The sequence below is a fragment of the Stenotrophomonas sp. TWI273 genome, assembly GCF_039674765.1.
In the GTDB taxonomy this organism is placed as follows: Bacteria; Pseudomonadota; Gammaproteobacteria; order Xanthomonadales; family Xanthomonadaceae; genus Stenotrophomonas.
The window spans coordinates 209,397-232,123 of sequence record NZ_JBDJOA010000004.1 but is presented as its reverse complement, the minus strand read 5'-3'; the positions used below and the strand labels follow the sequence as shown (position 1 = coordinate 232,123).

Annotated in this window: 23 protein-coding genes; 10 read left to right on the top strand and 13 right to left on the bottom strand. The window is 66.2% G+C overall.

From position 1 onward, the window contains the following. Positions 1-262 precede the first annotated feature (262 nt). Positions 263-913, top strand: coding sequence for a methyltransferase domain-containing protein (locus ABE571_RS07495; RefSeq protein ID WP_346493480.1), 651 nt, complete (start codon positions 263-265; stop codon positions 911-913). Positions 914-931: 18 nt separating this feature from the next. Here ABE571_RS07495 and ABE571_RS07490 read toward each other — a convergent pair whose 3' ends face one another. From ABE571_RS07490 to ABE571_RS07480, 3 genes are all read right to left on the bottom strand, one after another. After that, positions 932-1,420, bottom strand: coding sequence for an 8-oxo-dGTP diphosphatase (locus ABE571_RS07490; RefSeq protein WP_313211144.1), 489 nt, complete (start codon positions 1,418-1,420; stop codon positions 932-934). 57 nt (positions 1,421-1,477) lie between these two features. Further along, entirely contained in the window at positions 1,478-1,987 is a 510-nt protein-coding gene (locus ABE571_RS07485; protein ID WP_313211143.1) for a DUF1249 domain-containing protein, read from the bottom strand. 83 nt (positions 1,988-2,070) lie between these two features. After that, positions 2,071-2,892, bottom strand: coding sequence for a pyruvate, water dikinase regulatory protein (locus ABE571_RS07480; protein WP_019184148.1), 822 nt, complete (start codon positions 2,890-2,892; stop codon positions 2,071-2,073). 143 nt (positions 2,893-3,035) lie between these two features. On the opposite strand from ABE571_RS07480, the gene ppsA reads away from it, so the two are divergent. Beyond that, the gene (gene ppsA, locus ABE571_RS07475; protein ID WP_346493479.1) at positions 3,036-5,414 is read left to right on the top strand and encodes a phosphoenolpyruvate synthase; all 2,379 of its coding nucleotides are present in this window, start codon (positions 3,036-3,038) and stop codon (positions 5,412-5,414) included. A 16-nt stretch (positions 5,415-5,430) separates the two neighbouring features. Beyond that, a complete protein-coding gene (locus ABE571_RS07470) occupies positions 5,431-6,174 on the top strand; it encodes a transposase (RefSeq protein WP_346493478.1) in 744 nt (247 codons plus the stop codon). Positions 6,175-6,744: 570 nt separating this feature from the next. On the opposite strand, the gene ABE571_RS07465 is transcribed toward ABE571_RS07470, so the two are convergent. The 5 genes from ABE571_RS07465 to mntR all read right to left on the bottom strand — a co-directional run bounded on the left by ABE571_RS07465 (position 6,745) and on the right by mntR (position 10,596). Beyond that, a complete protein-coding gene (locus ABE571_RS07465; RefSeq protein WP_313211141.1) occupies positions 6,745-7,857 on the bottom strand; it encodes an alkene reductase in 1,113 nt (370 codons plus the stop codon). Positions 7,858-7,975: 118 nt separating this feature from the next. Further along, the gene (locus ABE571_RS07460) at positions 7,976-8,836 is read right to left on the bottom strand and encodes an EcsC family protein (protein WP_345784559.1); all 861 of its coding nucleotides are present in this window, start codon (positions 8,834-8,836) and stop codon (positions 7,976-7,978) included. A gap of 114 nt (positions 8,837-8,950) precedes the next feature. Beyond that, a complete protein-coding gene (gene orn / locus ABE571_RS07455; RefSeq protein WP_313211139.1) occupies positions 8,951-9,520 on the bottom strand; it encodes an oligoribonuclease in 570 nt (189 codons plus the stop codon). Positions 9,521-9,620: 100 nt separating this feature from the next. After that, positions 9,621-10,145, bottom strand: coding sequence for a tRNA adenosine(34) deaminase TadA (gene tadA, locus ABE571_RS07450; protein WP_313218679.1), 525 nt, complete (start codon positions 10,143-10,145; stop codon positions 9,621-9,623). Further along, positions 10,138-10,596 (bottom strand): manganese-binding transcriptional regulator MntR, encoded by a 459-nt coding sequence (gene mntR, locus ABE571_RS07445; RefSeq protein WP_313211137.1) that lies wholly within the window; start codon positions 10,594-10,596, stop codon positions 10,138-10,140. Before mntR ends, tadA begins: the two co-directional genes overlap by 8 nt. Positions 10,597-10,837: 241 nt before the next feature. Between mntR and ABE571_RS07440 the strand changes: the two genes are divergently transcribed. The 3 genes from ABE571_RS07440 to ABE571_RS07430 all read left to right on the top strand — a co-directional run bounded on the left by ABE571_RS07440 (position 10,838) and on the right by ABE571_RS07430 (position 12,051). After that, entirely contained in the window at positions 10,838-11,452 is a 615-nt protein-coding gene (locus ABE571_RS07440) for a TlpA disulfide reductase family protein (RefSeq protein WP_346462617.1), read from the top strand. 175 nt (positions 11,453-11,627) lie between these two features. Then, a complete protein-coding gene (locus tag ABE571_RS07435; RefSeq protein WP_313211135.1) occupies positions 11,628-11,807 on the top strand; it encodes a hypothetical protein in 180 nt (59 codons plus the stop codon). A gap of 61 nt (positions 11,808-11,868) precedes the next feature. Further along, positions 11,869-12,051, top strand: a complete 183-nt coding sequence (locus ABE571_RS07430; protein WP_313218681.1) for a hypothetical protein — start codon at positions 11,869-11,871, stop codon at positions 12,049-12,051. Positions 12,052-12,096: 45 nt separating this feature from the next. Here the strand turns inward: ABE571_RS07430 and ABE571_RS07425 are convergent, their stop codons facing one another. From ABE571_RS07425 to ABE571_RS07410, 4 genes are read right to left on the bottom strand one after another with little or no spacing between them, the layout of a single operon-like run. Beyond that, a complete protein-coding gene (locus ABE571_RS07425; protein ID WP_313211133.1) occupies positions 12,097-13,215 on the bottom strand; it encodes a hybrid sensor histidine kinase/response regulator in 1,119 nt (372 codons plus the stop codon). Beyond that, entirely contained in the window at positions 13,212-13,796 is a 585-nt protein-coding gene (locus tag ABE571_RS07420; RefSeq protein WP_282257514.1) for a chemotaxis protein CheB, read from the bottom strand. Before ABE571_RS07420 ends, ABE571_RS07425 begins: the two co-directional genes overlap by 4 nt. Further along, a complete protein-coding gene (locus ABE571_RS07415) occupies positions 13,796-14,644 on the bottom strand; it encodes a CheR family methyltransferase (protein WP_346462618.1) in 849 nt (282 codons plus the stop codon). Before ABE571_RS07415 ends, ABE571_RS07420 begins: the two co-directional genes overlap by 1 nt. After that, positions 14,617-17,727, bottom strand: a complete 3,111-nt coding sequence (locus ABE571_RS07410) for a response regulator (RefSeq protein WP_313211132.1) — start codon at positions 17,725-17,727, stop codon at positions 14,617-14,619. Before ABE571_RS07410 ends, ABE571_RS07415 begins: the two co-directional genes overlap by 28 nt. A 154-nt stretch (positions 17,728-17,881) precedes the next feature. On the opposite strand from ABE571_RS07410, the gene ABE571_RS07405 reads away from it, so the two are divergent. The 4 genes from ABE571_RS07405 to ABE571_RS07390 all read left to right on the top strand — a co-directional run bounded on the left by ABE571_RS07405 (position 17,882) and on the right by ABE571_RS07390 (position 21,599). Next, the gene (locus tag ABE571_RS07405) at positions 17,882-19,039 is read left to right on the top strand and encodes an ATP-binding protein (protein ID WP_346493477.1); all 1,158 of its coding nucleotides are present in this window, start codon (positions 17,882-17,884) and stop codon (positions 19,037-19,039) included. Further along, on the top strand, positions 19,032-19,400 hold the full coding sequence (locus ABE571_RS07400) for a response regulator (protein WP_121037386.1): 369 nt from the start codon (positions 19,032-19,034) through the stop codon (positions 19,398-19,400). Before ABE571_RS07405 ends, ABE571_RS07400 begins: the two co-directional genes overlap by 8 nt. 140 nt (positions 19,401-19,540) lie before the next feature. Then, a complete protein-coding gene (locus ABE571_RS07395; RefSeq protein ID WP_313211130.1) occupies positions 19,541-21,295 on the top strand; it encodes an EAL domain-containing protein in 1,755 nt (584 codons plus the stop codon). Between the two features lie 64 nt (positions 21,296-21,359). Beyond that, on the top strand, positions 21,360-21,599 hold the full coding sequence (locus tag ABE571_RS07390; protein WP_313211129.1) for a DUF1653 domain-containing protein: 240 nt from the start codon (positions 21,360-21,362) through the stop codon (positions 21,597-21,599). A 38-nt stretch (positions 21,600-21,637) separates the two neighbouring features. Here the strand turns inward: ABE571_RS07390 and ABE571_RS07385 are convergent, their stop codons facing one another. Further along, positions 21,638-22,633 carry a GAF domain-containing protein gene (locus tag ABE571_RS07385; RefSeq protein ID WP_346493476.1) on the bottom strand — a complete coding sequence of 332 codons (996 nt, stop codon included), beginning with the start codon at positions 22,631-22,633 and terminating at the stop codon, positions 21,638-21,640. Between the last annotated feature and the right edge of the window lie 94 nt (positions 22,634-22,727).

Genomic DNA, 22,727 nt, shown 5'->3' with positions numbered 1-22,727 from the left:
TGCGGTGAATTTTTGGCCACCCATCTTGACAGCGAGCACCGGCGGGGGCCGACGCGGCTTATCCACAAACTTGCCCACGAGTCATCCACACCCCCTGTGGACAACTCCGTCTCAACAGAGGCGACGATGGTGATTTCCTGATCACCGATCCTCATTGCCGCGGCGCGATCCCTTCACACGTGCGCCCATCGGTGCCATCAGTGGGCTAAGCTGGTGGATGGACTCCGCCGCCGCCAGGTCCTGCCGCCCACCGACAGGAGTCTTGCGCGTGCTTTCCCCCGACCATCTGGCCGCCCAGTTGCGCCACCCGCACGGTGAGCACGCGCTCGTCGTGGCCGAATCGATGAACCGCAGCAACGGCGACCTCAACCGGGCCGCCATCGCCCTGCTGTCAGTCACCCCCGGTGAACAGGTCCTGGAGATCGGCCCGGGCAATGCAGCCTTCGCACCCGATCTGCTGCGTACACCGGACAGCCGCTATGTGGGCATTGACGTTTCAGCGGCGATGGTCGCGGCCGGCACTGCGGTGCTGGCCACGCATGGGCTGCTGGATCGTGCCGAGGTCCACCTGGGCGATGCCCATGCCCTGCCCCTGGAGTCGGCCTGCATCGATGCGGCGCTGGCAGTGAACACGCTGTACTTCTGGGACGAACTGAAATTCCCGTTCGCCGAGTTGGCGCGCGTGCTGCGCCCCGGCGGCCGGCTCTGCCTGGCCTTCGGCGATGCCGCTTTCATGCGCACGCTGCCGTTCACAGCACATGGGTTCCGCCTGCATGAGCTGGCCGAGGTCGAGCAGGCCCTGCGCAGCGCTGGGTTGACCGTACAAGGCTGGCGCGCCCACCACGAAACCGGGCGCAGCAACGATGGGCGCGAGGTGACCAAGCACTTCCACCTGTTGCTGGCCCGCCGGTAATACCGGCGCTGGCCGGCACTACAGCCGGGTGTAACTCCAGGACTGCATGGCGCCATCGCGGTACGGCATCACGCCATGAAAGGCGCGCGGCTCATCGTCGAAGACCAGTGGCAGGAAGCTGCGGTCGCCTTCCCATAGCGGAAGGCCGTCGATCTTGTCCACGTCCACCCACTCCAGCGTGCCCTCCGGATTGGAGGTCAGCGGCGTGCCGGTAAAGTCATCGATGACGAACACGAAGCCGAACCAGTCCTCGCCGTTCTTGCCGAAGCCCGGCCAGCTGATCGTGCCGCGCAGTCGCATGGTGCCGCACTCGATGCCGGCCTCTTCGCGGATCTCGCGGCGCATGCAGGCAGCGGCGTCTTCATCGCGCTCCATCTTGCCGCCCAGGCCGTTGTACTTGCCCAGGTGCAGGTCACCGGGCCGGGCGTTGCGGTGGATCATCAGCACTTGCTTGCCGTCGGCGGACAGCACGTAGCCCAGGGTGGCCACGATGGGGGTATAGGGCATTTCGCACAGGCTCGGGAACACAGACCCCCGATTATGCGCGATCCGTCCGGGGCCGGCTCAGGGCACCACGCTGGTGCGGCGCGCGTCGGCCGGTGCCGCCACCGCGCCATCGCGGCGCAGCGTGGCCACGCCGTGGCCGCGCTCGGCCAGGTATTCCAGCCATTTGCCGAGGAAGGTGTTCATCCGCATGCGGTGGCTGATCAGCTGGGCCGGCGGCGGGTACATGCCCATCACGTCCTGCCAGCGGCGACCGACGTAGCAATGCGTCGTCTCGGCCTGGCGGGCGTCACGGTACAGGCGCACATAGGCCGAAGGATCCGGCTGCCCGGTGACCGGATCGGCGAAGTCGTAGGTCAGGCGCAGCTCGACCGTATAGCGGTGGCATTCGATCACGTCCAGGCGCACATCCAGCCCATCACCGATCGATGAGACGTAGCTGCCAGGGACGAGCTCGGCCGGTGCGAACAGGCGCACCAGGTGCTGGTAGTTCTCGGCGTACAGGCCCATCAGCCAGCTCAGGCGGCTGAGCCGGGGAATGCGTTCGATACGGGGCGATGCCTGGGCCATGGGTCGATCCTACACGTTGATCTCCCAACGTGGGGGCGGCAGCCGCCCGGCCAAAGGGGCGGCCCACCACCGGTTCACACCGGTCAATACATCTCGCGCTGCAGCCCCAGCGTGCCCAGCACCTTGCTGGAGATCTCCTCGATCGAGGTGTGGGTGGTGCTCAACGTCGGGATCCGCTCCATCCGGAACATCGTCTCGGCGGCGGCGACCTCGCGGCGGCAGGTCTCCAGATTGGCGTAGCGCGAGTTCGGGCGGCGCTCCTGGCGGATCTGCTGCAGGCGGTCCGGGTCGATGGTCAGCCCAAACAGCTTCTTGCGGTACGGGCGCAGGCGCGGCGGCAGGCGGTCCTGCTCCAGGTCTTCATCGGTGAGCGGGTAATTGGCCGCGCGGACCCCGTAATGCAGGGCCAGATAGATGCAGGTGGGGGTCTTGCCGGCCCGCGACACCGCCACCAGGATCACGTCGGCGTCGTCGTAGTTGATGGCAATGCCGTCATCGTGGGTCAGCGCGAAGTTCATCGCGTTGATGCGCCGGTGGTAGGTCTCGAAGTCCACCATGCCGTGCGCCTGGCCCACCCGGGAGTGGCGGTTGACCGCCAGTTCGCGCTCCAGGGGCTCGATGAAGGGGGCGAACACGTCCAGCATCAACCCGCCGCTTTCGGCCAGGATGATGCTCAGTCCGCTGTCCACGCAGGAACTGACCACGATCGGCCGAACCTGGTACCGCTCCCCCGCTGCACGGATCCTTTCACAGGCTTCCCGCGCTTTTTCCGGATCATCGATGAACGACATTCGGTCGGTGATGAAGCTGAACCCGGAGAACTGGGTCAGGAGGCTATGCCCAATGGTTTCAGCGGTGATACCGGTTCCATCGGACACGTAGAACACCGGACGGATCGTCGACATACGGCTTTTACCCCCTCCGAAGCTTAAAAAGGCCGTCGATACAAGCTTGTGCCGACAGCGGTCTGCCCGGCATCATATCGGCTTCTTCCTACGGACGTGGCCATCCAGCCCGCCTCGGGCGATGGCCAAACGGAGCATCGCGCTTGAACGAGAACATCCTGTGGTTGCACGAACTGCGCCTGGCCGATCTGGCCCGCGTAGGCGGCAAGAATTCGTCGCTTGGCGAAATGATCGGCAATCTTGCCGGTCTGGGGGTGTCTGTCCCCGGCGGTTACGCAACCACCTCTGAAGCCTTCAAGGACTTCATCGCCCACAACGACCTGTCCAAGCGCATCTTCGACAAGCTGGCCACGCTGGACGTGGAAGATGTCGGTGCCCTGACCGTGGCCGGCAAGGAAATCCGCGGCTGGGTGATCGATGCCCCGCTGCATCCGGCGCTGGACCAGGACATCCGCACCGCCTACGCCAAACTGTGCAGCGAAAACGGCGGCGGCGACGTGGCAGTCGCGGTGCGCTCCTCGGCGACTGCCGAGGATCTGCCCGATGCCTCCTTCGCCGGCCAGCAGGAGACCTTCCTCAACGTGACCGGCGCCGACGATGTCGTGCTCAAGGTCAAGGAAGTGTTCGCCTCGCTCTACAACGACCGCGCGATCGCCTACCGCGTCCACCACGGCTTCAAGCACGAGGACGTGTTCCTGTCCGCCGGCGTGCAGCTGATGGTGCGCTCGGGCGTGGGCTCCTCCGGCGTGCTGTTCACCCTGGACACCGAGTCCGGCTTCCGCGACGTGGTATTCGTCACCTCCTCGTTCGGCCTGGGCGAAATGGTCGTGCAGGGTGCGGTCAACCCGGACGAGTTCTACGTCTACAAGCCCACCCTGAGCGCCGGCAAGCCGGCGATCCTGCGCCGCTCGCTCGGCAGCAAGGCGATCCGCATGGTGTATTCGGATGTCCCCGGTGAGCGCGTGCGCATCGAAGACACCCCGGCCGAGCTGCGCAACACCTTCTCGATCAGCGATGAAGACGTGCAGGAACTGTCCAAGCAGGCGCTGGTGATCGAAAAGCATTACGGCCGCCCGATGGACATCGAGTGGGCCAAGGACGGCGTCAGCGGCAAGCTGTTCATCGTGCAGGCGCGCCCGGAGACCGTGAAGTCGCGTGGCCATGCCACCCAGATCGAACGCTTCGCGCTGAACCAGAAGGACGGCAAGGTGCTGGCCGAAGGCCGCGCCGTGGGTGCCAAGATCGGTGCCGGTACCGCCCGCGTGGTGCGTACCCTGGACGACATGGCCCGCGTGCAGCCCGGCGACGTGCTGATCGCCGACATGACCGATCCCGATTGGGAGCCGGTGATGAAGCGTGCCTCGGCCATCGTGACCAACCGTGGCGGCCGTACCTGCCACGCGGCGATCATCGCGCGTGAGCTGGGCGTGCCGGCCGTGGTCGGCTCGGGCAACGCGACCCAGCTGATCCAGGATGGCCAGCAGGTCACCGTCAGCTGCGCCGAGGGTGACACCGGCTTCATCTACGACGGGATCCTGGAGTTCGAGCGCACCACCACGGACCTGGGCAACATGCCGCCGGCGCCGCTGAAGATCATGATGAACGTGGCCAACCCGGAACGTGCCTTCGATTTCGGCCAGCTGCCGAACGCCGGCATCGGCCTGGCCCGTCTGGAAATGATCATCGCCAGCCACATCGGCATCCACCCGAACGCGTTGCTGGAGTACGACCGCCAGGACGCGGCGACCAAGAAGAAGATCGACGAGAAGATCGCCGGTTACGCCGATCCGGTCAGCTTCTACGTCGGTCGTCTGGCCGAAGGCATTGCCACCCTGACCGCGTCGGTCGCCCCGAACCCGGTGATCGTGCGCCTGTCGGACTTCAAGTCCAACGAGTACGCCAACCTGATCGGCGGTACCAACTACGAGCCGCACGAAGAGAACCCGATGATCGGCTTCCGCGGCGCCAGCCGTTACGTCGATCCGAGCTTCTCGGCCGCCTTCGCCCTGGAATGCCAGGCGGTGCTGCGCGTGCGCAACGAGATGGGCCTGGACAACCTGTGGGTCATGATCCCGTTCGTGCGCACCCTGGAAGAAGGCCGCAAGGTCGTCGAGGTGCTGGAACAGAACGGCCTCAAGCAGGGCGAGAACGGCCTGAAGATCATCATGATGTGCGAAGTGCCGTCCAACGCACTGCTCGCCGATGAGTTCCTGGAGATCTTCGACGGCTTCTCGATCGGCTCCAACGACCTGACCCAGCTGACCCTGGGCCTGGACCGCGATTCGTCGATCGTCGCGCACCTGTTCGACGAGCGGAACCCGGCGGTGAAGAAGCTGCTGTCGATGGCAATCAAGTCGGCACGCGCCAAGGGCAAGTACGTGGGCATCTGCGGGCAGGGTCCGTCCGATCACCCGGACCTGGCCGAATGGCTGATGCAGGAAGGGATCGAGTCGGTGTCGCTGAATCCGGACACCGTGGTGGATACCTGGCTGCGTCTGGCCAAGCTCAAAGCCAAGGGTTGATCCCCTCGGCAACGCGATGAAAATCAACACCCCGCGCAAGCGGGGTGTTGTTTTGTGCGGCATCGGTAGAGCCGACCGTTGGTCGGCTGCGCCGTTGGTCGGCTGCGCCGTTGGTCGGCTGCGCCGTTGGTCGACTGCACCGTTGGTCGGCTGCGCCGTCGGTCGGCTGCGCCGTTGGTCGGCTGCACCGTTGGTCGGCTGCGCCGTCGGTCGGCTGTACCCGCCCATCCCCCACACCCCAACGGCACATCGCCTGATGGCTGCCCTGCACACCGACGGGCACCCTGCAGGCATGCCCAGCCCACGCCTTCATTACGGTCGCCACTCGTGCATCGGCATCGTGTACGCGCTGACGACCATCACGCATGCGCGTGTACCCCACTTCCACCAGCCCGACCTGGCCGGGCCCGTCATGCAGGTGCTGCATGCCATGGAAGACGAGCATCGGGTCTGCAACCTTGCGTGGGTGGTCATGCCAGATCACGTCCACTGGTTGATGCAGCTCCGGCAGGGCGCACTGGGCACATGCATGCAGCGCTTCAAATCACGCAGCAGCCTGCTCATCAATCGGCAGTTGGGCCGCAGCGGGCCTGTCTGGCAACCCGGCTATTACGACCACGCACTGCGCAAGGACGAAGACCTGCGACGCCAAGCCACCTACATCCTCGCCAACCCGGTCCGTGCCGGCCTGGCGGAAGCGATCGGTGAGTATCCCTTCTCGTGGTGCAGATGGCCCACCGAAGACCATCCGCCCGGGTAGAGCCGACTGTTAGTCGGCTGGTAGAGCCGACCGTTGGTCGGCTGCCGCGCATCGCGCGGCAGATCACGTATGCATGGCGTCGGATGCGAGAGCAGCTGACCAACGGTCAGCTCTACCCACCATGGATCGGGGGCCGAAGCACCGGTAGAGCCGACTGTTAGTCGGCTGGTAGAGCCGACCGTTGGTCGGCTGCCGCGCATCGCGCGGCAGATCACGTATGCGTGGCGTCGGATGCGAGAGCAGCTGACCAACGGTCAGCTCTACCCACCATGGATCGGGGGCCTACGCACCGGTAGAGCCGACTGTTAGTCGGCTGGTAGAGCCGACCGTTGGTCGGCTGCCGCGCATCGCACGGCAGATCACATATGCATGGCGTCGGATGGGAGAGCAGCTGACCAACGGTCAGCTCTACCCACCATGGATCGGGGCCTACGCATCGGTAGAGCCGACTGTTAGTCGGCTGGTAGAGCCGACCGTTGGTCGGCTGCCGCGCATTGCGCGGCGGATCACGTATGCATGGCGTCGGAGAGGAGAGCAGCCGACCAACGGTCGGCTCTACGCGGTGCGCGTTCAGGCCTCGGCGGTCTCGGCCACCGCGTAGTCGGTGAACCCTTCCGCCCCGCCCCCGAAGAACGTCGCTTTGTCCGACGGGTTCAACGGCAGGCCCTGCTGCAGCCGATCCGGCAGGTCCGGGTTGGCGATGAACGGCCGGCCGAAGGCGATCAGGTCGGCCCAGCCCTTCGCCAGCGCCTCCTCAGCGCGCTCCACGGTGTACTTGCCCGCGTAGATCAGCGTGCCACGGTAGATCATGCGCAGCGCTTCCTTGAAGGCGGCCGGCATCACCGGGGCATCTTCCCAGTCGGCTTCGGCGATATGCAGATAGCCCACGCCGATCTGATCGAGCAGGTGCGCGGCGGCCAGGTAGGTCGCCTGCGGCGTGTCGTCCACCGCGCCCTGCAGCGTGGTCAGCGGCGCCAGACGCACGCCGACGCGCTCGGCACCGATTTCCTCGGCCACCGCTTCGGCCACCTCGCGCAGGAAGCGCAGGCGGTTCTGCAGCGAGCCACCGTAGGCATCGGTGCGCTGGTTGGCCTGGGAATCGATGAACTGGTTGATCAGATAGCCATTCGCACCGTGCAGCTCAATACCATCGAATCCTGCCGCGATCGCGTTGCGCGCGGCCGCCGCGTAGTCGCCCACGATCCCGGCGATCTCGTCGATGGCCAGTGCCCGCGGCATCGAGTGCTGCACCATCTCACCGACGCCGCTCAATGGGCCACGGCCCTCGGGATCGACGAACACCTTGACGCCCTCGGCCAGCAGCGCCGACGAGGACACCGGGGCGGCGCCACCCGGCTGCAGGGCCACATGCGAGACGCGACCGACGTGCCAGAGCTGGGCGACGATGCGGCCACCGGCAGCGTGCACAGCATCGGTGACGCCGCGCCAGCCGGCAATCTGGGCCTCGTCGTGGATGCCCGGCGTCCAGGCGTAGCCCTGGCCCTGCTGGCTGATCTGGGTGCCTTCGCTGACGATCAGGCCGGCCGAGGCCCGCTGGGCGTAGTACTCGGCCATCAACGGTGTCGCGACATTGCCCTCGCCGGCCCGTGAGCGGGTCATCGGCGGCATCACGATACGGTTGGGCAGCGTCAGGGTGCCGCGGGTATAGGGGGAGAACAGCATGGGAAATCCTTGATCGGGAGCGCCGCCGCAGCGGGGATGCCGACAAGGATGGGGACAGGGCTGCCCGCTCAACAGACCTGCGACGGCAAAACAGTTGTGCCGCCGATGCAACGATCGATCAGGTACGCTCGGCCGCCAGCATCGAGTAGGCCGCCCGCACGGTCTCGTACCCGTAGGTCCGCTCCAGGCGGCGCACGATGAAATGGCCGCGCGCCACGTCCTGGTAGTAGTCGGTGAACATGGTGTTGAGCGTCGCGCCGGCCACCGCCCCGACAATCGGCACCGCCTGCGCGGCGAACTTCTCGGTGACCACCACACCGAAACGCGCGGCGACCTTCTCCACGAGCTTGGCCAGCCACTTGCCGGCTTCCTTCGGGGTCAGCCCGATCATCACCGGGCTGCCGCCGACCGCGCGGCCGGCCAACTCGGCCGACAGGTGACGCATCACCTCGGCAGTGAAGCCACGCGTGATGTAGTAGCCGGTCTCGCTGGCATCGTCCTTGCCGGAGTTGCCGCCCAGCGCAAACACTTCCAGGCAGGCATGCCGGGTGCTCATCTCGCGCAGGTCGAAGCCTTCGCTGCGGGCCACGTCAGCCACCGAGCGCATCATGATCGTCGTGGACACCGGCAGCTCGATGAACAGCGTGGTGAAACCGAACGCGCCGCCGACCGCACCGGAGGTGGCCGCGGCCAGCTTGTGCCAGCGGGTGGACGCCGCTTTGCCCGGCGTGTTGTCCATCGTCCACAACGCCGCCTGGGCCGATTTGAACAGCGCCGCTTCGACCGCGCCATGGATGCGGCGGGACACCGAATCGGGCAGGCGTTTGACCGCGAACTCCAGCGGCGAACCGATCAGATTGGCCATCTTGGCGGTCAGCGTGGGCGATTCCAGCAGGTCCACCGCACGCTGCAGGTCGCGCCAGTCCTGCGAGGTGGGCAGGATCGAGGACTCCAACGGCGGCGGTTGTGGCGAGGTCATGGCGTTCATGGCCGCGATCATAGCGCCGCCGATGTATACCGCTCGTTGCCTCGCCTGCCGGTGGCTGAACGCCTGCGCACAGGCCGCGTTGCCGGGCGACGCCCGGCGTTCGGGTCAGGCCGGCAGGCCCGACAGCGCGCCCATGAATTGACGGTAATGGCGCAGCTCTTCGATGGAATCATGCACGTCGCTCAGCGCGGTATGGCTGGCGGTCTTGCCGACGCCGGCGGCCACGCCCGGGGCCCAGCGCCTGGCCAGTTCCTTGATCGTGGAAACGTCCAGATTCCGGTAATGGAAGTACTTTTCCAGACGCGGCATTTCACGGTGCAGGAAGCGACGGTCCTGGCAGATCGAGTTGCCGCACATCGGCGAGGCGCCCGCCTTGATCCACTGCTGCAGGAAGGCGATCGTCTGCGCTTCGGCCTGCCCGGGCGTGATGGTGCTCTCGACCACGCGCTGCCACAGGCCGGAACGACGATGCTGGTTGCGGTTCCACTCGTCCATCGCTTCCAGCCGCTCGACCGGATGATGGATCGCGAATTCCGGGCCTTCGGCCAGCACCTTCAACTGCGCATCGGTCACCACGGTGGCGATCTCGATGATCGCATCGTTGTCGGTGTCCAGACCGGTCATTTCCAGATCGATCCAGATCAGTCGCTCGCCTTCTGCGCCGTTGTCCGCCATGTGTTCGCCTTGTGCTGGGCCACCGCTTGCGCCGCGACCGGGAATGGATAAGGCGCCCATGATACCGCCAACCCGTCACGACCCTGTCGCTGCGGGGACCTTATTCCAGCAGCAGTGGCGGCTTGCCGCGCTTGGCGCGGAAGTAGTTGGTCAGCCGGGTGCTGGCGTCCTTGGCGAGCACGCCACCGTGGATCTCCACGCGGTGGTTGTGGCGCGCGTCGCCGATCAGGTCGAACACGCTGCCGCAGGCACCGGTCTTGGGGTCTGTGGCCGCATACACCAGCCGCGCCACGCGTGCGTGCACGATGGCCATGGCACACATCGCACACGGCTCCAGCGTCACGTACAGCGTGCTGCCGATCAGCCGGTGGTTGGTGATCGCCCTGCCCGCCTGCCGCATCGCCACGATCTCGGCATGCGCGCTGGGATCATGGTCGGCGATGTTGAGGTTCCAGCCTTCGCCGAGCACGCTGCCATCGGCACCGACCAGCACCGCGCCGACCGGAATCTCATTGAATTCACGCTCGGCACGCTCCGCCAGGCCCAGCGCGTGGCGCATCCAATGCTCATCCTGGTCGTGCACCGGCACGCCCAGTGGTGGTGGCGGGGCGAGGCGCTCAACCATGACCGTTGGCCTTGCGCACGAAGGCCTCGAATGCGGCCAGGGTGGCCTCGCTGACGTGGTGCTCGATCCCTTCCGCGTCGCGGCGCGCCGAATCGGCGTCCACGCCCAGCGCCAGCAGGAACTGCTCCACCATCTGGTGGCGGGCGCGCATCTCCACCGCCAGCTGCTCGCCGGCCGGGGTCAGGAACACGCCGCGATACGGCCGCTGGATCGCCCAACCCTCCTTGACCAGCCGCTTGAGCGCCTTGGCCACCGTGGGCTGTGCAACCCCGAGCCGGGTGGCGATATCCACCTGGCGGGCTTCGCGGCCATCGGCGATCAGGTCCGCGATCAGCTCCACGTAATCCTCGACCAGCTCGGACCGGCGCGCTTCACGCACCTGCACAAAGCCCTCGACATGCACCTGGGCGTCGATCAGGGGCGAGGTGGCTTTACGGGTCGGGGACGGCATGGTGGCTCCAGCAATAGGCCGGTGGCGAAGGGCTGCGGCACCCGGACAGTTTACCTCACGGGGGTTTGCGACTGATCCGGGCGGGCCTCGCGTGGTCGGAGCGCCCCGGCTGGCAACAGATAGAGACCAGAATCAAACCGACGTCTCATTCACAGGATCTTTCGTTTGACAAATGATTTTTGGTGCCGGATATATACCCCACCTACTCAGCCATGGACCCGGCCGAAGGCCAAGGAGCAGCATGGACGCATCCGCGCTACGGAAGTACGGCAGCCTCGCTCTGATCATCGTGTTGGCCGCGCTGATGACCGCGCTGGCCGTGCAGAACCGGCAGCTCCGCCAGCAGCAGGCGCTGCTGGTGAGCAAGGTCGAACAGATCTCCAAGGCCGCTCACGGCCTTCCGGAAGGCGCCCAGCCTGAAGCACTCGGCACCACGGCACTGGACGGCCAGGCGGTCACCCTCGCCGGCCCGGCCAGCGGCCGCCAGGTCCTGTATTTCTTCTCTCCTGCCTGCAAGTTCTGCCTGGCCTCCGTGCCGCAGATCCAGGCGCTGGACGCCGCCGGACGGAACAACGGCCACCGTGCCTTCGAGATGATCGGCGTCAGCCTGCCGCCGCATGAAACCGCTGCGGACTATGCACGCCAGCATGGCTTCGCGTTTCCGGTGGTGAACGATACCGATGACCGGATCCGGCAACGCTACACCGCAACCATGGTGCCGATGGTGGTGGTGATCCAGGACGGCAAAGTGATCTATCGCCACGTCGGCCAACTCAAGGACAGCGCGGTCAATGCCATCACCGGCGCCTTCGTGGTGAACGCTGCGCGCAGTGCGGTGCCCGCTCCGGCAGGCTGATTCCCCCTGACGCCGCTCCCCGGCGGCGTACCCAAGGTCTGTCCGCGCCGGCTTATGGGGCGGATCGACAGTTCGTCGGTTTTCCTTCCCCTCCCCGCTGACGGATCCGCCTGCCCGGTAAACCGCATCGCGCACCACCCGCTGCATCCGCATGATCCACAACAGGAGAAACACCATGAAGTCCAAGAAACTCGTCTCGGTCTTTGGCGGTATCGCTGTTGTCTGTGCCCTGGCGTTTGCTTCGAGCCAGGCGGTGGCAACCTCCAGCCAACCCAAACAGCTGGAGGGCTGTCCCTACAAGCCAGGCTGCACCTATGGCGGGCATAGCGAAATCCGGTGCTGCCAGCCGGTGTAACGCCCTCTTCCGTGCGAGCACGTTCGACCGTCAACATCATCCACAAAGGGAAAGATAGACCATGAAGTCGAAGAAGCTGTTGTTGTCGTCCCTGAGCGCCGTCACGATGATCTGCGCACTGGCCTTCGCATCGAGCCAGGCGCTGGCGACCTCAAGCCAGCCCAAGCCCCTGGCAGGCTGCGAAGATCAGCCCGGCTGCACCTACGGCGGCCATGGCCTGTATCTGTGCTGCGAGCCGCTGTAAGCACCACGACCATCCCGGCACAATGCCGGGATGGTTCTATCGGCATCAGCGTGGTCGACGCTGAAGCGTAGTCTCAAACAGCACCGTGCCATCGTGATTCTGCGCCACCAGCGTGCCGCCATGCGCACGCGCGAACTCGCTGGCGATGAACAGGCCCAGCCCCAGCCCGCGGCTATCGTGGAAACTGGCCTTGAACGGTTCGAACAACCGCGGCAGCAACGCCTCGGGAATCTGCCCGGCATTGCGCACCTGCAACCGCAGCGGCGCGCTGCGCTCGCCTTCCAGACGCACCACCACCGGCGCATCGCCACCGTGCAGCACGGCGTTGCCGATCAGGTTGGACAGCAGCTGCGCCAGGCGATCCGGATCGCCCTGCAGGTGGGCATCGCCCTGGACCTGCAGCTCGATCGTCGCCTGCGGATGCGCACGCCCGATCTCGGCCACCACCGAGGCGGCCACGTCCGCCAGATCGCATTCGGTGCTGTGCAGGCGCAGGCCACCGGTGCGGATCTTCGAGAAATCCAGCAGCTGATCCACCATTCGCGCCATCCGCTGCGCACTGTTCTCAAGGTGGCCAAGCGTGCGCTGCACCGCGCCATCGTCGGGCAGATCCAGCGACAGCTTATCGGCGCACAGCAGGATCGACGCCAGCGGCGTGCGCAGATCGTGCGTCAACACAGCCATCATCGTCTCATTGAGCTTGAGCGCATGCTCCAGCGCCTCGTTGCGCGTCTTCAGCAGCTGCTTCTGCTGGTAAAGCTCGATGAACACATTGACCTTGCTCATGATCACCTGCGGCTCGATCGGCTTGTGCAGGAAATCCACGGCGCCGGATTCGTAGCCCTTGAAGGCCCGCACGGGGTCGTTCGGTGAGGCGGTCAGGAAGATGATGGGTACATCGCGGCTGCGCTGCGAGCCACGCATCAGCTCGGCCAACGAAAACCCGTCGATTTCCGGCATGTGCACATCCAGCAGCGCGAGCGCGACTTCATGCTCCAGCAGCAGCTCGAGCGCTTCGGCACCGGACAACGCGCACAGGATCTCCAGGCCGGGGCGGCGCAGCAGCGCCTCCATCGCGACCAGGTTCTGCGGAATGTCATCGACAATCAGCAGCTTCACGCAATCGGTGGTGGCAGTCGACCCGGCGGGTTCGATCAGGTTCATCGGGTAAGACCTTTCATACGCGTGCAGATGGAGGTGAGCGGGAGCACCGCATCGGCACCGGCGTGCGCCAGGGCGGATGCGGGCATCATCGAGGAATACGCCTCCTCAGGGCATTGGATCCAGGCTTCGCCGCCGGCCTGGCGGACAGCGGCGACGCCATCACTGCCATCGGCGCTGGCGCCGGTCAGCAGGATCGCCAGCACGCCATCGCCGAACACATCAGCGGCGCTTTCAAACAGCGGATCGATGGCAGGACGCGAGAACAGCACCGGCGGGTCCACCGACAGCGCCAGCGTGGCACGGTCCTCGACCAGCAGATGGTAATCCGGCGGCGCGAAGGTGACGGTGCCCGGCTGCAGGGGCTGCTTGTCCTCGGCCTCGCGCACCGGCAGCGGGCAGCCGGCGTCGAGCAGGCCGGCAATGCGGCTCGGTCGATCACGTGGCAGATGCAGCACCACCAGCACGGGCAGCGCCAGTGTCGTCGGCAGCGATGACAGCAGCGCCTGCAGCGCACTGACCCCCCCGGCCGACGCGCCGATGACCACCAGATCGAACCGGCTGCGTTGCGACGCGCCGCTCATCAGGCCAGCTTCCGATACAGGCGCTGGTCGCGCGCGCAGGCTTCGAACAGATCGGCGTGCGCGCCGAACTGCAGCGATTCCTTGCTGCCCAGCCCCAGGAAGCCGCGATGGACCAGCGCCTCGTGGAACAGGCCGATGGCGCGGTCCTGCAGGGGCCGCTGGAAATAGATCAGCACGTTGCGGCAGGACACCAGGTGGACTTCGGAGAACACGGTATCGGTGGCCAGGCTGTGGTCGGCGAACACGATGTTGCGCTTCAGGCGGCGATCAAACACCACGCTGCCGTAGCCGCTGCTGTAGTAATCCGAGAGCGACCCGGTGCCGCCGGCGGCCAGATAGTTGCGGCTGAACTGCGCCAGCCGGTCCAGCGCGAACGCCCCGGATTCGGCCGCCTGCAGTGCTTCGGGATTGATGTCGGTGGCGTAGATGATCGCGCGGTCGAGCAGGCCTTCCTCATGCAGCAGGATCGCCAGCGACCATACCTCTTCGCCGGTACTGCACCCGGCGATCCACAGCTTGATCGACGGATAGGTGCGCAGCACCGGCACGGCGTGCTCACGCAGCATCCGGAAATACGGCGGGTCGCGGAACATCTCCGAGACCTGCACGGTGAAGTACTGCATCGCCTGGGCGAAGGTCTCCGGTTCGTGCAGCAGCCGGTGCTGCAGCGCCCCCATGGTCGGGCAGTCGAAGCGCGCCATGGCATGCCGCATGCGCCGCCGCAGCGATGCCAGCGCATAGTCACGGAAGTCGTAGTGGTAGCGCTGGTAGACCGCCTCCAGCAACAGCTTCAACTCCAGGTCGAACAGTTCCGTTTCATTCATCGGCGCGAGCACCACACCCGGCACAGCGAGACCAGCTTGTCCACGTCGATCGGCTTGGCGATGTAGTCATTGGCACCGGCCTGCAGGCAGTGCTCGCGGTCGTCCGGCATCGCCTTGGCGGTCAGCGCGATGATCGGCAGGTCGCGCCAGCGGTTGTCGGCACGGATCTCGCGCATGGCGGTCAGCCCGTCCATCTCCGGCATCATGATGTCCATCAGCACCAGGTCGATCTCGGGGCGCAGCTTCTCCAGCGCCTCGCGGCCGTTGCGGGCGATATCCAGGGTCACGCCCAGCGGCTCGAGCACGCTGGACAGCGCGAAGATGTTGCGCACATCGTCCTCGGCCAGTAGCACGGTGCGACCATCGAGCACTGCATCGCGGCGGCGGGCCTCGCGCAGCAGGCGCTGCTGGTCGGTCGGCAGGGAGGCCTCGACACTGTGCAGGAACAGGGTCACCTCATCGAGCAGGCGCTCGGGCGAACGCGCGCCCTTGATGATGATGCTCTTGGAATAGCGGCGCAGGCGCTGCTCTTCATCGCGGGTCAGCGCGCGGCCGGTATAGACGATCACCGGCGGGAACGCGACGGCATCATTGCCGGCCATGCGCTCGAGCAGGTCATAGCCGGTGCCGTCGGGCAGCGCCAGGTCGGTGACCATGCAATCGAAGGTGGAGCCGGCCAGTTCGGCCATCGCCTCGGTGATGGTGCCTACCCCAGTGATCTCGAGCTGGTCGCGGCCGAGCAGCAACTGCAGATTGGAGCGCAGCTCGCTGTCGTCCTCGACGATCAGCAGGCGGCGCATGTCGCGCTGGCTGGTGGCCTCCAGCTGCTGGATCGCGCCGAGCAGGCGCTCGCGCGTGGCCGGCTTGATCACATAGCCGATCGCGCCCAGCTCCATCGCCACCTGCGAACGCTCCAGCCCGGACACCACGTGCACCGGGATGTGACGCGTGGCCGGGTCGCGCTTGAGGCGCTCCAGCACGCTCAGCCCGGAGACATCGGGCAGGCCGATATCGAGCAGGATGCCATTGGGGCGCAACTCGGCAGCCAGACTCAGCGCTTCCTCGGCAGTGCCGGCGACCACGCAATCAAAGTCCAGTTCGTGCGCCATCGAGACCAGCGCGCTGGCGAACGCCGTATCGTCCTCCACCACCAGGATCATCCGGCCCGCGCGGCTGCGGCGGCCCCGGTCATCCATCACCCTGGCCGCGGGCGCGGGTGCAGGGGTGGATTCGGCGTGGGCACGGCCCAGCGAAGCAGCGGCAGGCACGGCCGGTGCTGCCACGGCGGCGGGACGTACGTCGTGCACGACGTTGTGAGGGCTGCCGGTACCACCACCGGCCAGCAGCGGCAGCTCCAGCGTGAAGCAGCTGCCCCGGCCCGGCTCGCTGGAGACGGTGATGCTGCCGCCCATGCGTGCCGCCAGATCGCGCGAGATCGACAGCCCCAGCCCGGTGCCACCGTAACGGCGGCGGGTGCTGCCATCGGCCTGGCGGAAAGCTTCAAAGATGACCGCGGTCTGTTCTTCGGGAATGCCGATGCCGGTATCGGACACGGCGAACTGGATCCGTCCTGCCCCGGCACTGCGCACCTTCAACGACACGCCGCCGTGTTCGGTGAACTTGACCGCATTGGCCAGCAGATTCTTCAGGATCTGCTGCAGGCGCTGGCTGTCGGCCAGCAGTTGGGCCGGCGCGTCCGGCGCGGCGCTGATCTCCAGGCTCAACCCCTTCTGCACCGCCATCGGCTCGAAGGTTTCCTTCAGGCGCTGCAGGACGCTGGAAACCGCGAGGTTTTCTTCGACCAGCTCGACATGGCCAGCCTCGATCCGCGACAGGTCCAGAATGTCGTTGATCAGCGCCAGCAGGTCGTTGTTGGAGGAATGGATCGCCTGGGCGTACTTGACCTGTTCGGCGGTCAGCGTGCCGTCCTTGTTGTCGGCCAGCAGCTTGGCCAGGATCAGCGAGCTGTTGAGCGGCGTGCGCAGCTCGTGGGACATGTTGGCCAGGAATTCGGATTTGTAGCGCGAACTGGCCTCCAGTTCGGCGCTGTTCTGGACCAGCTGCGCCTGGGCCAGCAGCAGCGCCTGCTGGCGCGACTCCAGCTCGTGGGTGCGCTCTTCGAGCTGCACATTGGTCTGTTCCAGCTCGGCCTGCTGCTGCTCCAGGTTGGCCTGGGAATGCAGCAGGCTGCGGCTCTGCTCTTCCAGTTCCTCGTTGGCCACGCGCAGCTCTTCCTGCTGCGTCTGCAGCTCTTCGCTCTGGCGCTGGGTTTCCTCCAGCAGTTCCACCAGCTGCGCATTGAGCAGCGCCGCGCGCAGCGCGATGCCGATCGGCTCGGCGCACTGCAGCAGCAGCGCCATCTCCAGGCCACGCGCAGGCGAGACGCCGGCCCGGCCCAGCTCGATCACGCCGATCACCACGCCATCGGCGGTGATCGGCCCGAGCAGGCGCTGGTGCACGGTAGTGCGGCCCAGGGGGGTATCGATATCCAGCGGGCTGTCGCTGTCTTCCAGCCGACGCGCGCGGCCCTCCCGGATGATCTCGCCCCACTGCCCGGTATGGGCGGGCAGCGTCTCCGGCAGCTGCGAAGGCAGCGCCGCACCACCGACCAGCACCAGCCGCTCGCCCTGCAGGCGATACATGGCCCCCACATCCGCATTGAGCTGCGCGCACAGCGCGCGCATGGCCGCATCGGCCAGTTCACGCGGGGTGGGATCACCCTGCAGGCTGGTACCCACCACGTTTTCGCCGGCCTGCAGCCACAGCGCATCGGCCGCTTCACGGCGCGCACCGATGGCCTTCATCACGGTCAGCGCCATCATCAGGAAAGCAACGCCGCCGATGCTGCGGTTGACGAAGGAGAACGCCGAGTTGCTGCTGGACGGCGCCACGTTGTAGCCCACCGCAAGCAGGATGCAGGACCCGATCGCCACCAGCAGAGGTACTTCCATCCGGCGCTGGAACAGCGTGATGCCGACCGCCATGAAGTAGGTCAACCAGACCGCGTAGCCCAGCGGCACCACCATCTCCGTGCCCAGCGTGGCGGCCATCAAGGCGGCCGACGCAAGCCAGATCCAACGGTCACGGGAGGTAGGCGCAGAATTCATGCCGTGTTCCAGCTTAAAAGGGGCCTGATGGTACCCGAAGCGGTAAACGGGTGTTAAGCGCCGGAAGTCAGCGTGTTTGCCGCACGTTCTTGACACTTTCTTCACATCGTCGCCCCTACGGTTCGGTCCCTTATCGGGGGAGTCGATAACCGTCGTGGTCCAGGCCGTATCCAGCGTTGCACCGCTCGCCGACGAAAGCCGGCAGCTGAAGCTGTTGATCGACAACGTGAGCGATCACGCGATCTATCTGCTCGATACGCAGGGCAGTATCTGCAGCTGGAACCGTGGCTGCGAACGGGTCAAGGGCTATGCCGCCGAGGCCGTCATCGGCAAGCACGTCAGCCTGTTCTATACCCCCGAAGACCAGCAGCTGGGCGTCCCGGAGCAGGCGCTGGCGCACGCGCGGGACCATGGCCGCTTCGTCGGTGAAGGGTGGCGGGTGCGCTGCAATGGCGAGCGGTTCCGCGCCGGCGAGGTGATCGAGCCTGTCCGCGAAGACGGCTGCCTGCTCGGTTTCGTCAAGGTCACCCAGGATGTCACCGAACGCTACCAGGCCCAGCGCCTGCTGCAGGATGCGCAGCGCGCGCACGTGCAGCAGCGCCAACTGGACAATGTCGGCCGGCTGACCCGCGGTCTGGCCCATGAATTCAACAACCTGCTGACCACCATCGGCAACGCCCTGGACCTGATCGCCCTGCGCCCCGGCGCCGACGGGCGCACCCAGGCGCTGGTGGACCTGGCCCATGCCGCCGCCGACCGCGGCTCGCTGCTGACCCGCCAACTACTGGCGTTCTCCGCTGATCAGACGCTGGTGCGCGAGCCGGTCCTGGTGCAGGATTTCCTGCTCGATGCCCTGCCCGTACTGCGCCGCGCCTGCCCGCCGGGCATCGAGGTGCAGCTGGATCTGACCTCGGATCTGCCCCCGATCGTCACCGATGGCGTACAGTTGCACAGCGCCGTGTTGAATCTGGTGCTCAATAGTGGCGAAGCGATGCCCCAAGGCGGCACGGTCACGATCACGGCCGAGGTCGAACAGCGGCTGGCGCCGGATCTGTCCCAGCCCATGCGCCGCCACTATGTCGCCATCGCGGTGACCGATCAGGGCAATGGCATGCCCCCGGACATCGCCGAGCGCGCCAGCGAGCCGTTCTTCACCACCAAGGAAATCGGCAAAGGCAGCGGACTGGGGCTGAGCCAGGTGTTCGGCTTCGTTTCCCAGTGCGACGGCTTCGTCGACGTACAAACCGCCCCCGGACGCGGGACCACCGTCCGTCTGTTGTTACCTGTCATTGAGGAAGTCGAGCATGTCTGAGCCCCTACGCGTATTGATGGTCGAAGACCAGCAGGACCTGCGTGAACTGATCGGCCAGGCGCTGCAGGACTTCGGCATTGAAATCCACACCGCCGACGACGGCCCGGCCGCGCTGCGGCTGATGCAGGACCCGGGCGGTTTCGATGTGGTGTTCAGCGATATCAGCATGCCCAACGGCATGAGTGGGGTTGAGTTGAGCGAGCATGTGGCCGATGTGCTGCCCAATGCGCGCATCATCCTGGCCTCCGGTTACGCCCGCTCGCAGCTGCCGCCGCTGCCCGAACATGTCGAATTCCTGCCCAAACCGTATCGTCTGCGCCAGCTGGTGACGTTACTGCAGTCACCGGTCGCGCCCTGCTGAGCGAGCGCACAGCCGCCAGCGTGAACGCTTCATCCGCGCCACTCGTGCTTCACATCGGTTCTGCATTCCACTGGGGATAGTAGTGGTGTAGTCGGAACAGGGTGCGGTAGATGCTGGACAGAAGTGATGATGTAGATCGGATGGCGTTGATCGAAGCGCTCAACGTGATGGACCCTGCGTTGGGTACTGCGCTGGACCCGATCACCGAACTGGCGGCGTTTACCTTCGGCGTTCCAATTGCGCTGGTGTCCATCTTCGATGCCGAGCACCAGCACATCATCTCGCGCGTCGGGCTGACGCTCACCCGCAACGAACGGCACGCATCGATCTGCGCATGGGCGTTGGGCGCCAGCGCCGTGCTGCAGGTGACGGACCTGCGCCTGGATGCGCGTTTTGCCGACAATGCCCTGGTGACCGGCCCGCAGCAGCTGCGCTTCTACGCTGGTGCCCCGCTGATCACCAAGGCCGGCATCGCACTCGGCACGCTGTGCATCATGGGCCGTGAGCCCCGTCAGTTGTCGGCCGAAGAACAGCTGCAGCTGCAGACGCTGTCACGGGTGGTGGTCGCGCAGATGGAGCTGAAGATGTCGCTGGGCCGGCGCGAGCAGATCAGCGGCCTGCCCAACCGGCAGCAGTTCCAGGCCGACCTCAATGCCCTGTCCCGCCGTGGCCAGTCGCATGCATTCACCGCAGTGCTGCTGGATGTATTCGATCTGCAAAGTGCCAACGAGGCCGGCCAGGCGCTGGGCATGAAGCCGGTGGAAACCTTGCTGCGCCAAGCGGCGCTGCGGGTGCAGGACGTGCTGCGCGATATCGCACAGGTCTATCACGTGGGCGTGACCCGCTTCGCCTTCCTGCTGCCGGACCACTCGCACCACCAGACCGAGGCACTGCTTGAGCGCCTGCGCATCCGTATGCGCCGGCCGCTGATGGCCGGCCGCATTCCGATGTCGCCGCAGTTCCACGCCGGTGTATGCGACTTCCGCCCCGTCCCGGGCCAGACCGCGGATCTGGTCCGCAAATGCCTGGTCGCCATGCACCACGCGATCCAGACCGATGCCTGCCTGTGCTGGTACTCGCAGGAACGCGACGATGCCCTTCGCCGGCGTTACCGCTTGGCCTCCGACGCCGGGCGCGGGCTGGCCCAGCACCAGTTCAGCCTGGTGTACCAACCACGCTTCGATCTGCTCGACGGGCTGCCGGTATCGGCCGAGGCACTGCTGCGCTGGACCCACCCGATGCTGGGTCCGGTCAGCCCCGGCGAATTCATCCCGGTGCTCGAGCGCACCGCGCTGATGCCGGCGATCAGCCGCTGGGTCATCGATCACGCCCTGGCCCAGGCCGCGCAATGGCAGGAGCGCGTGCCCGGCTTCAGCCTCTCCATCAATCTTTCGCCACGCGACTTCGATGATCAGTGTGTATGGAGCGTCCTGTCGGAGCGACTGCACGCGTACGGTCTCGCCCCCGGCGTGATCGAAATCGAAATCACCGAAGGCCAATGGCTCAACCATCATCCTGCGGCGTTGCCGCAGTTGCGCGACATGGCGGCTGCCGGCGTGCGCATCGCGATTGACGACTTCGGCAGCGGCTACAGCAATTTCGGTTACCTCAGCGAGGTGCCGATCAGCCACATCAAGATCGACCAGACGCTGGTCACCGGGCTGGCGCGCTCGCGCACCGCGCGGCTCAAGGTGGAGGCCATCATCAAGCTCGCGCGGCAGCTCGGGTATCGCACGGTAGCCGAAGGCGTGGAGAACGAAGCCGAGCTCTCGCTGTTGCGGCTGTGGGGCTGCGACGAAGCACAGGGCTATCACCTCGCGCGGCCCATGCACCCTGACGCGGTGCTGCAGCTGGTCAGTGCCTGCCGCGCCGGTCCGTTGCCGGATGCCGGCTGAGACCCCGCGACGCCATCGGCAGCCCGGGCGATAATGGCCAGCCCGCCTGCCTCGCTGCCAGACCATGACCGATCTCACCCCGCTGCCCGCCCTGCCGCTCGGCCATTACCGCCATTTCAAAGGCGGCAACTACGAAGTGATCGGCGTTGTCCGCCACAGCGAAACGCTGGCGCCGATGGTGCTGTACCGGCCGCTGGATTCGGAGATCGGGCTGTGGGTGCGTCCGTTCGAGATGTTCGTCGCGCAGGTGGAGGTGGACGGGCAGTGGCGTGCGCGTTTTGCGCGGGTCGAGGTAGACGGCTGAGGGGACAAAGACCTGCGCAGCGCTGCCCAGCGGCGCGATCAGCCCAGGACTGCCCCTCGCGCGTCCACCAGCTCACGCAACCGCGCGGTCACCGTGCGGAACTGCTCCGGCAGCATCGCCGCCTCCAGTGCGTCGACCTGACCGGACAGCACCGACAGTGCATCACTCATGCTGGCCACCTTCTGGCCCGCCTCGGCGGATGCCTCCGGCACCTCCAGCTGCGCGCCGATGACGCCGGCCAGGATCTCGAATGCCTTCACCGTGGCGGTATCGAGCCTGGAAGGATTCAGATCCAGCGCGCACAAGGTGCCGTGGAACCCGCCATCGCGGCGGAACATCGGAACCGAGATGTAACTCTCGAACCCGTACAACGCCGGCGTGGGGTGGCTGGAAAATACCGGGTGGGTGCTGGCCTGATCGAACTGCACCAGATGGCGATGCTCACGGATTTCATCGCAGATGGTGGTTTCCAGCACCAGGTCTTCGCCCGGCCGCAGACCAAAATCGAGGCCGTCATGGACGGCGCATGCCGTCCATCGATCCGCCGTGACGCGTGCCACGGCGACGAAACGCATGCCGGTCATCGCACTGGCCAGTTCCAGCATGCCCGGCACGGCAGGCATCGCCAGCAACGCCGCGACATCGTCCAGACGTGGATCCGCCGAGATCGCAGGATCCGCCAAGGGCGCCGCGCCGGGACCGTCGTCGTCGAGCGGGTTCTCCATCGCGGCCAAGCGGCGATCCAGCACCTTCGCGTTGACCTCGTTGAAGAGACCGCGCACCGACGCGGACAACGCGCGCGGGTCCTTGATGGCGCCCACGAAATGGATGCCCTGCCCGACCAGCCGGATCTGCTCGACGCCGTGATCCAGGCGCAGCGATGGCCACGCCAGACGGTGCAGGATGCGCATCCAGTCATTGGGGGGCGTGCCATCCACAAGCGCGGTGACGATCACGCGTGACGCGCCAGCCCCATCCTGCAGACCGGGCAGATCAAAGCCGATGAGCGCTGGAAAGCCCGTACTGATAGACATCACAACCCCTATGGCCACATGGCGCAGCCATCGACAGGTGGTGGCTTTGAAGGCAAATTGTCGCACGAATGAGCGAGACTGGCCTTGACCGAAG

What these genes read in the sequence shown, in the direction of transcription:
- ABE571_RS07490 (WP_313211144.1), bottom strand. Translation starts at nt 1,420, where the DNA reads ATGCCCTATACCCCCATCGTGGCCACCCTGGGCTACGTGCTGTCCGCC.
- ABE571_RS07485 (WP_313211143.1), bottom strand. Translation starts at nt 1,987, where the DNA reads ATGGCCCAGGCATCGCCCCGTATCGAACGCATTCCCCGGCTCAGCCGC.
- ABE571_RS07480 (WP_019184148.1), bottom strand. Translation starts at nt 2,892, where the DNA reads ATGTCGACGATCCGTCCGGTGTTCTACGTGTCCGATGGAACCGGTATC.
- ABE571_RS07470 (WP_346493478.1), top strand. Translation starts at nt 5,431, where the DNA reads ATGAAAATCAACACCCCGCGCAAGCGGGGTGTTGTTTTGTGCGGCATC.
- ABE571_RS07465 (WP_313211141.1), bottom strand. Translation starts at nt 7,857, where the DNA reads ATGCTGTTCTCCCCCTATACCCGCGGCACCCTGACGCTGCCCAACCGT.
- ABE571_RS07460 (WP_345784559.1), bottom strand. Translation starts at nt 8,836, where the DNA reads ATGACCTCGCCACAACCGCCGCCGTTGGAGTCCTCGATCCTGCCCACC.
- orn (WP_313211139.1), bottom strand. Translation starts at nt 9,520, where the DNA reads ATGGCGGACAACGGCGCAGAAGGCGAGCGACTGATCTGGATCGATCTG.
- tadA (WP_313218679.1), bottom strand. Translation starts at nt 10,145, where the DNA reads ATGGTTGAGCGCCTCGCCCCGCCACCACCACTGGGCGTGCCGGTGCAC.
- mntR (WP_313211137.1), bottom strand. Translation starts at nt 10,596, where the DNA reads ATGCCGTCCCCGACCCGTAAAGCCACCTCGCCCCTGATCGACGCCCAG.
- ABE571_RS07440 (WP_346462617.1), top strand. Translation starts at nt 10,838, where the DNA reads ATGGACGCATCCGCGCTACGGAAGTACGGCAGCCTCGCTCTGATCATC.
- ABE571_RS07435 (WP_313211135.1), top strand. Translation starts at nt 11,628, where the DNA reads ATGAAGTCCAAGAAACTCGTCTCGGTCTTTGGCGGTATCGCTGTTGTC.
- ABE571_RS07430 (WP_313218681.1), top strand. Translation starts at nt 11,869, where the DNA reads ATGAAGTCGAAGAAGCTGTTGTTGTCGTCCCTGAGCGCCGTCACGATG.
- ABE571_RS07425 (WP_313211133.1), bottom strand. Translation starts at nt 13,215, where the DNA reads ATGAACCTGATCGAACCCGCCGGGTCGACTGCCACCACCGATTGCGTG.
- ABE571_RS07420 (WP_282257514.1), bottom strand. Translation starts at nt 13,796, where the DNA reads ATGAGCGGCGCGTCGCAACGCAGCCGGTTCGATCTGGTGGTCATCGGC.
- ABE571_RS07410 (WP_313211132.1), bottom strand. Translation starts at nt 17,727, where the DNA reads ATGAATTCTGCGCCTACCTCCCGTGACCGTTGGATCTGGCTTGCGTCG.
- ABE571_RS07400 (WP_121037386.1), top strand. Translation starts at nt 19,032, where the DNA reads ATGTCTGAGCCCCTACGCGTATTGATGGTCGAAGACCAGCAGGACCTG.
- ABE571_RS07395 (WP_313211130.1), top strand. Translation starts at nt 19,541, where the DNA reads ATGGCGTTGATCGAAGCGCTCAACGTGATGGACCCTGCGTTGGGTACT.
- ABE571_RS07390 (WP_313211129.1), top strand. Translation starts at nt 21,360, where the DNA reads ATGACCGATCTCACCCCGCTGCCCGCCCTGCCGCTCGGCCATTACCGC.
- ABE571_RS07385 (WP_346493476.1), bottom strand. Translation starts at nt 22,633, where the DNA reads ATGTCTATCAGTACGGGCTTTCCAGCGCTCATCGGCTTTGATCTGCCC.